Consider the following 7,403-nt stretch of genomic DNA (forward strand, 5'->3'; position numbering starts at 1 on the left):
CGGCCAACTGGCGCAGGTCGACGAACATCAGCGCGATGATCGCCAGCAGGGCCCAGTCGATGCCCAGCAGCACGCGCGGGCGCAGCAGCAGGAAGGCGCCGAACACCATGCCGAGGCCGGCCAGCAGCCAATGGCGGTCGAGCGCGATCACGAAGCCGACGAACAGCAGGCCCGACAGCGCCAGCAGGCGCGGCTGCACCGGTGCCGCGTCGCGCGCCGCCGGTTTGAGCGCGATCGGGACCCGCGGCACCATGAACCAGATCGCGGCGAACAGCCAGAACAGCATCACCGCCACGGTCGGCGCCATCATCGCCACGAAGCCGACGAAGCTCTCGCCCGAGCGATGCCAGAGGAACAGGTTCTGCGGGTTGCCGATCGGCGTCAGTGCCGAGCCGGCATTGACCGCCAGCGCCTCGATCACCACCAGCCGCGCCAGCGGCAGGTGCGCCTGGGTCGCGAGCACGCGCGTGAGCGGCACCAGCAGGAACAGGCTGACGTCGTTGGTCACCAGCGCCGACAGCACGGCGGCGCTGGCGGCCAGCAGCAGCACCAGGCGGCGCAGGTCCGTGGTGCGTGCCAGCAGCCGCGCCGCGGCGGCCTGCAGCATGCCGCTGCGCTCGACGCCCTGGGTGATCGCCAGCAGACCGGCCAGCGCGCCGAGGGTCTGCCAGTCGACCAGCCGGAGGTAGTCCATCGGTGCGCGCGGGCGGACCAGCGCGAAGAGGACGGCGGCGGCCAGCAGCACCCACAGCAGGCCATGGCCGCCGCCGTGCTCGGCAGCGTCCGGGCCGGCGTCAGCGCGCGGGGAGCTCACGCAACTCGCGCTTGAGCACCTTGCCGATCGCGCTGCGCGGAAGCTCGTCGATGAACTGCAGGCGGGCCAGGCGCTGGGTCTTGCCGAGCTGGTCGTTGGTCCACTGCAGCAGCGCCTCGGCCGTCGTGTCGTCGCCGCCGCGGCGCACCACGAAGGCCACCGGCGTCTCGCCCCATTGCTCGGAAGGCACGCCGACCACCGCCACGTCGGCCACCGACGGATGGGCGCGCACCACGGCCTCGAGGTCGCTCGGATAGATGTTGAAGCCGCCGCTGATGATCATGTCCTTCTTGCGGTCGAACAGTGTCAGGAAGCCGTCGTCGTCGAAGCGGCCGACATCGCCGGTGCGGATGAAGCGCTTGCCCGTGGGATCGAACCACTCGGCTTCGCGGGTCTTGGCCGGTTGGCGGTGGTAGCCGACCATCATGCCGGCCGAATGCCCGACCACTTCGCCGTCCTCGCCGCGGGCGACTTCGCGGCCTTCCTCGTCGATCAGCCGGATGTCGCTGCCTTCGGCCGGCCGGCCCACGGTGTGCAGCTTGTCCGGGTGCAGGTGGGCCTCGAGGATGCAGGTGCCGCCGCCTTCGGTCATGCCGTAGAACTCGATCAGGCCGCCGGGCCAGCGCTTGAGCACGTCGGCCTTGAGCGCCGCGTTGAAAGGCGCGCTGGTGCTGAACTTGTACTTGAAGCTGGCGAGGTCGTGGGCATCGAAATCGGGGCGTGCCATCAGGCGCTGGTACTGCACCGGCACCAGCATGGTGTGGGTCACGCGGCGGTCCTCCGCCAGCTTCAGGTAGGCCGCGGCGTCGAACTTGGGCATCAGCACCACGCAGCCGCCGAAGGCGAGCGTCGGGAAGAACACGACCAGCGTGGTGTTGGAGTAGAGCGGCGTCGACAGCAGCGTGACTGTTTCGGGCCCGTACTCGTACGTGGCGCCGCGCTGCACGTGGGCCCAGCGCATGCCGTGGCCCTGCACGATGCCCTTGGGCTCGCCCGTGGTGCCCGACGAATAGATGATGTTGAAGGGCCAGGCCGGCTGAGGTTCGACCGCGGCGGGCCTGACGCCTGCCGGTGCCAGCCAGCGCTCGAAGTCGCCGCCGGCCGCGGAGCCATCGAGCGCGATGCGCGGGATGGCGCCTTCGGCCGCCGGCCCGATCACTGCCGCGGAGGCTTCATCGACGAACAGGACGCGCGCTTGGGCGTCCTCGATCATCCGCGCCAGGCTGGCGGGCGTGGAGCCAGGGGCCAGCGGAGCGACCGCGATGCCGGCACGAAGCGCACCGAGGAACACGGCCGCGTAGTGGACGCTCGACGCCGCGCAGATCGCGATCGCGTCGCCGGCACCGAGGCCGTCTCGCTGCAGGCTGGCCGCGATGCGGTCCATCAGCGCATCGAGCGCGCCGTAGTTCAGTTCGCGCGCGGCATCGGCCAGTGCGGGCCGCTCGGGGGCTCGCTGCGCGTGGATGGAAATCAGATCGGCGATCACGCCGAAGTMGCGGCGGATGGCGGCCTCGAAATGGCTCATTTTTTCGTTAGCTCCAAAGGGTCGGGCGATGGCGGCAAGGTCAGCGCGAATCTTACGCGGCGGACCCGAGCGCGGCGGCACCCGGCGTCAGGCCGTTTGCCAGCCCGAGCGAAACTTGCTCGGCGTGGCGCCGGCCGCCCGGCGCATGAGTCGCCTCAACGCCGTCGCATCCTCGTAGCCGACCTGAGTGGCGATCTGCTCGATCGTCATCCGGCTCGATTCGATCAGCATGCGTGCCCTGTTCAGCCGCACGCTCTGCACGAGTGCCAGCGCACCCTGGCCCGTGGCGGCGCGCACGTGCCGCGCCAGCGTCCTCTGCGACATGGCGAATTCTTCGGCCAGCACCGCCACGCTGGGCGGCCTGGGCAGGGCCGACTCGATGCGTTGCGTCAAACGGGCGACCAGTTGATTGCCGTTGGACATCATCGACGGCACGGCGAACGGGGCCTGCGCCTGCCGCCCGTCGATCAGCAGCACCTTGCCGACCGCATCGGCGAGCGCGGTGCCGAAGCGCGTGCGCAGCAGGTGCAGCATCAGGTCCGATTGCGCAAACGCGGCGCCGGCGGTGATCACCGGCCCATCGGCGCACACCATGCGATCCGCGTCCACGACGCACCGGGGCTCGACGCGCCGCAGCTCGGGCGCGAGCCACCACGAGGTCGTGACCCGCCGTTGCCGCAGCAAGCCTGCCGCCTGGAGCAGGAACACGGCCGAACACGAGGCCGCCACCGCGCCACCCCGCGCGCCGTGCCGGCTGACCGCGTCGATCGCGCGCGTGGCGTCGTCGCTCGCCAGGCGGCCCGCCAGCTCGGAGGGCTTGTCCACGCCCAGGCCGGGAATGATCCAGGTCGAGGCATCGGCCCGCACACGGCCGGGCAGGGCCGCGGTCGCCACCTGCAGGCCGCCGCTCAGCGCGACTGCGGCGCCATCCGGCGACAGCACGCGCCAGGTCGGCTGCGGCATCTTCACCCGGGGCGCGAGCGCGGCCGCGGCATTCAGGATATCGAGCGTGACGGCAACGCTGGTGCCGTAGGCCCCGGGCAGAACCAGGACGGTGAAGTCGTGCATGGCTGAAAACGCCTGATAAGCGTCTAAATGGACACTGGCAGTCTAGCGGCCGGCCGGTTGCAATCAAAGGCCTGAAACCAAGAAAGGTCCCCCTGTGCCGAAACGCGATCTGAATGCCCACGATCCGCTCGACGACTTCGATTCGCGCGAGATCACCCTGGATGGCGTCGCCAAGGTGGTTCACGTGGCGGGCGCCGGCCCGGCGGTGATCGTCATGACCGAGATGCCGGGCATCAGCCCGCATGTCGCGCGCTTCAGCCGCTGGGTCCGGGACGCGGGATTCACGGTCTACATGCCTTCGCTGTTCGGCCGCGATGGGGCGGTGCCGGATGTCGAGGAGGCCACGGCCACGTTCCGTCGGGCATGCGTCAGCGCCGAGTTCCGCGCCTTCGCGGCCGACCGGTCGAGCCCGGTGACCCAGTGGCTGCGCGCGCTGGCGAGGTTGGCGCACCAGCAGTGCGGCGGCCCGGGCGTCGGTGCGATCGGGATGTGCTTCACCGGCAACTTCGCGCTGACGATGACGCTCGAGGCCTCGGTGCTCGCGCCGGTCCTGTGCCAGCCGTCGCTGCCCCTGGACCAGCCGGCCGGGATCGAAAGCGCGGCCGACGAACTCGCCGCGGTTCGGCGACGCCTGGAGCGGGACGGCCTGACCGTCATGGCCTACCGTTTCGAGGGTGATCGCTTCTGCACCGGCCAGCGCTTCGCCGCCTACGCCGAGGCCCTGGGCGATCGCTTCATTGCGCGCGTGCTGCCGCACAGCGCCGCCAACCGCGACGCGCTGGCGCCGTTTTTCGCCCAGGTGGTCGCGAGCCCGCACAGCGTGGTGACCGCCCACCTGATCGACGAGGCGGGCCAGCCGACGATCGCCGCGCGCGACGAGATCCTGTCGTTCTTCGCCCTGCGTTTGGCCGTCGCCCGCTAGACGCCGGCGGCGTGGGCCTGCTGGTCGGCGTGGTAGCTGCTGCGCACCATGGCGCCCACTGCCGCATGGCTGAAGCCCATCCTGTAGGCCTCTTCCTCGAACATCTTGAAGGTGTCGGGATGCACGTAGCGGCGCACCGGCAGGTGGCTGCTGCTGGGCGACAGGTACTGGCCGATGGTCAGCATGTCGATGTCGTGCGCGCGCATGTCGCGCATCACCTGCAGGATCTCCTCGTCGGTCTCGCCCAGGCCGACCATGATGCCGCTCTTGGTCGGAACCTGAGGGTGCAGCGCCTTGAACTTCTTCAGCAGGTTGAGGCTGAACTGGTAGTCGCTGCCCGGGCGCGCTTCCTTGTAGAGGCGCGGCGCGGTTTCCAGGTTGTGGTTCATCACGTCGGGCGGCGCGGCCTTGAGGATCTCGAGCGCGCGGTCGTCGCGGCCGCGGAAGTCGGGCACCAGGATCTCGATCTGCGTCTGCGGCGAGAGCTCGCGGATGTTGCGGATGCAGTCGACGAAATGCTGGCTGCCGCCGTCGCGCAGGTCGTCGCGGTCGACGCTGGTGATCACCACGTACTTGAGGCGCAGCCGGGCGATGGTCTTGGCGAGGTTCAGCGGCTCGTCGGTGTCGAGCGGATCGGGCCGGCCGTGGCCGACGTCGCAGAACGGGCAGCGCCGGGTGCACTTGTCGCCCATGATCATGAAGGTGGCGGTGCCGTTGCCGAAGCACTCGCCGATGTTGGGGCATGAGGCTTCCTCGCAGACCGTGTGCAGGTTGCTTTCGCGCAGGATCTGCTTGATCTCGTAGAAGCGGGTGGTCGGCGAGCCGGCCTTGACGCGGATCCACTCGGGCTTCTTGAGCACCTCGCCCTGCACCACCTTGACCGGGATGCGCGACAGCTTGGCCGCGGCCTTCTGCTTGGCGAGGGGGTTGTAGCTTTCGGGTCCTTGGGGGTCGCGGACAACGTCGAGTGTGCTCATTGAATAACCTCCGTGCTGCGCACTGCGGTGCGAGCTTGCTTGGAGCGGTCCGGCGCTGTGCTCATGGCTTCTCTTTGACGGGGCTCAGGGCGCGAGGTAGATGCCGAGCTTGCTGCCCAGCACCTGCGCGGCTTCGTCCCAGGTTGTTTGAACGCCGATTGTAGAAAGATCGACGGTTTGGAGCCCCGCGTAGCCGCAAGGGTTGATCCGCGTGAAGGGTTCCAGGTCCATCGCCACGTTGAGCGCGACGCCGTGGTAGGTGCAGTGGCCGCTGACCTTGATGCCGAGCGCGGCGATCTTTCCGAGGCCGCGGAAGGGGTCCGCGGGGTGCCGCGGACCGGTCAGCGCGGCATGCGAAAACGGATCGTCCAGGCGCACGTAGATGCCGGGCGCGCCGGCGACGCGGTGCCCCGTGACCTCGAAATGGGCCAGCGTGCGGATCACGGCTTCCTCGATCCGGTACACGTATTCCTTCACGTAGTAGCCGGCCCGCTTCAGATTGATCAGGGGATAGGCCACCACCTGGCCGGGGCCGTGGTAGGTCACCTGGCCGCCGCGGTCGGTCTGGATCACGGGGATCTCGCCGGGGTTCAGCACATGGTCGGCCTTGCCCGCCAGGCCCTGGGTGTAGACCGGCGCATGCTCGCAGAGCCACAACTGGTCGGGGCTGTCGGCGCTGCGGTCCAGCGTCGCCTGCCGCATCGCCGCGTAGGTCGGGGCGTAGTCGACGCGGCCGAGCAGCCGCGTCTGGAGCGCAGCGATCAGAGCACCACCTTCACCATCGGGTGGCTCGACAGGGCCCGGTAGAGGTCGTCGAGCTGCTCGCGGCTGGTGGCCGTGACCGTGATCGTCACGCCCAGGTAGTTGCCGGCCTTGCTGTTGCGCAGCTCGACGGTCGTGGCGTCGAACTGCGGATCGAACTGCTCGGCGATCTGCGTCACGGCGTGCACGAAGCCGTCGGCCTTCGCGCCCATCACCTTGATCGGGAACTTCGAGGGGTACTCGATCAGCGAYTCCTTGCGGGCGTCGAGCGGGGCGTCGGGTGCGGTGGTCATGCGGGAACTCCTTGGTCTTGGGGGCTGCGGGCCTTGGCCCGCTGGTAGCCGGCGTAGAGCGCCTGGTAGATCGGGCCGGGGCTGCCGGCGCCGATGCTGCGGCCGTCGAGCGTGACCACCGGCAGCACTTCCTTGCTGGCCGAGGACAGCAGCAGTTCGTCGGCGCCGAAGACCTCGTCGCGGGCGATGCGGCGCAGCGTGAAGGGGATGCCGGCGTCGGCGCAGAGGCGCTCGATCAGGCCGTAGCGAATGCCCGCCAGCACCCACTGGTCCTTGGGCGGACCGCTCACGACGCCATCCTTCACCACCCAGACGTTGCTGGAAGAGGCCTCGCTGAGCCCCTCGTCGCGGAACATGATGGTTTCCGCGGCGCCGGCCTCGACGCTGATCTGGCGCGCCAGCACCGCGCCGAGCAGGCTGGTGGTCTTGATGTGCGCCTTCTGCCAGCGGAAGTCGGGCGCGCTCACGCAGGCGACGCCCTTGGCGCGCACCGCATCGGCGACCGGCTTCATGGGGTTCACCATCACGAACACCGTCGGCTGCAGGCCCTGCGGCATCGCATGGTCGCGCGGCGCCACGCCGCGYGTGACCTGGATGTAGATGCCCTGCATGCCCGCCCGCTGCGCGGGTGCCGCGGCGTCGACCAGCCGCATGGCGATCGCGCGCCACTGCGCCGTGGAGAGCGGATTGCGGATCTGGAGCTCGGCCAGCGAACGCTCGAGCCGCGCCATGTGTTCGTCGAAGCAGAAGGGCTGGCCGCCGTAGGCGGGCACCACCTCGTAGACGCCGTCGCCGAAGATGAAGCCGCGATCGAGCACGCTGATCTTGGCGTCGCGCAGCGGCGTGTAGCTGCCGTCGAGGTAGCAGAGGGCGTCGGGGAGGGCGTCGGTGATCGGGTGCATGAGGAATTATGGTGGGGGCGCTCGGGCCTTTCCCAAGCGGCTTGCGGATCCCTCGGTGCACGCCAAGGGAACTTTTCCCACTCCGCCGAGCGGGCTGGCGGAATGCCATGGGTTTTTACTTATAATCAATGGCTTTGTAG

General features: G+C 69.5%; 8 protein-coding genes. 1 reads left to right on the forward strand and 7 read right to left on the reverse strand.

What is annotated here, in order from left to right:
* The 3 genes from AC1D2K_RS25580 to AC1D2K_RS25590 form a co-directional block, all read right to left on the reverse strand.
* A partial coding sequence (locus AC1D2K_RS25580; RefSeq protein ID WP_478092012.1) for an SLC13 family permease occupies positions 1-814 on the reverse strand: 814 nt, incomplete at its 3' end.
* Positions 795-2,339, reverse strand: a complete 1,545-nt coding sequence (locus AC1D2K_RS25585; protein ID WP_478092014.1) for a class I adenylate-forming enzyme family protein — start codon at positions 2,337-2,339, stop codon at positions 795-797. The genes AC1D2K_RS25585 and AC1D2K_RS25580, both read right to left, overlap by 20 nt.
* 87 nt (positions 2,340-2,426) lie before the next feature.
* Positions 2,427-3,407 carry a GlxA family transcriptional regulator gene (locus AC1D2K_RS25590; RefSeq protein WP_478092015.1) on the reverse strand — a complete coding sequence of 327 codons (981 nt, stop codon included), beginning with the start codon at positions 3,405-3,407 and terminating at the stop codon, positions 2,427-2,429.
* 94 nt (positions 3,408-3,501) lie between these two features.
* On the opposite strand from AC1D2K_RS25590, the gene AC1D2K_RS25595 reads away from it, so the two are divergent.
* Complete coding sequence (locus tag AC1D2K_RS25595; RefSeq protein ID WP_478092017.1) at positions 3,502-4,329, forward strand: dienelactone hydrolase family protein; 828 nt, start codon at positions 3,502-3,504, stop codon at positions 4,327-4,329.
* On the opposite strand, the gene lipA is transcribed toward AC1D2K_RS25595, so the two are convergent.
* From lipA to AC1D2K_RS25615, 4 genes are all read right to left on the reverse strand, one after another.
* A complete protein-coding gene (lipA, locus tag AC1D2K_RS25600) occupies positions 4,326-5,306 on the reverse strand; it encodes a lipoyl synthase (RefSeq protein WP_478092019.1) in 981 nt (326 codons plus the stop codon). The genes AC1D2K_RS25595 and lipA overlap by 4 nt on opposite strands.
* 84 nt (positions 5,307-5,390) lie before the next feature.
* A complete protein-coding gene (gene lipB, locus AC1D2K_RS25605) occupies positions 5,391-6,068 on the reverse strand; it encodes a lipoyl(octanoyl) transferase LipB (RefSeq protein ID WP_478092023.1) in 678 nt (225 codons plus the stop codon).
* Positions 6,068-6,361: a YbeD family protein gene (locus AC1D2K_RS25610; protein WP_478092021.1), complete on the reverse strand. Its 294-nt coding sequence runs from the start codon at positions 6,359-6,361 to the stop codon at positions 6,068-6,070. The genes lipB and AC1D2K_RS25610 overlap by 1 nt, the downstream gene beginning before the upstream one ends.
* Positions 6,358-7,263: a D-amino acid aminotransferase gene (locus AC1D2K_RS25615; protein ID WP_478092022.1), complete on the reverse strand. Its 906-nt coding sequence runs from the start codon at positions 7,261-7,263 to the stop codon at positions 6,358-6,360. Before AC1D2K_RS25615 ends, AC1D2K_RS25610 begins: the two co-directional genes overlap by 4 nt.
* Positions 7,264-7,403 lie beyond the last annotated feature (140 nt).

The organism is Variovorax sp. P1_H12_2, from assembly GCF_056405335.1.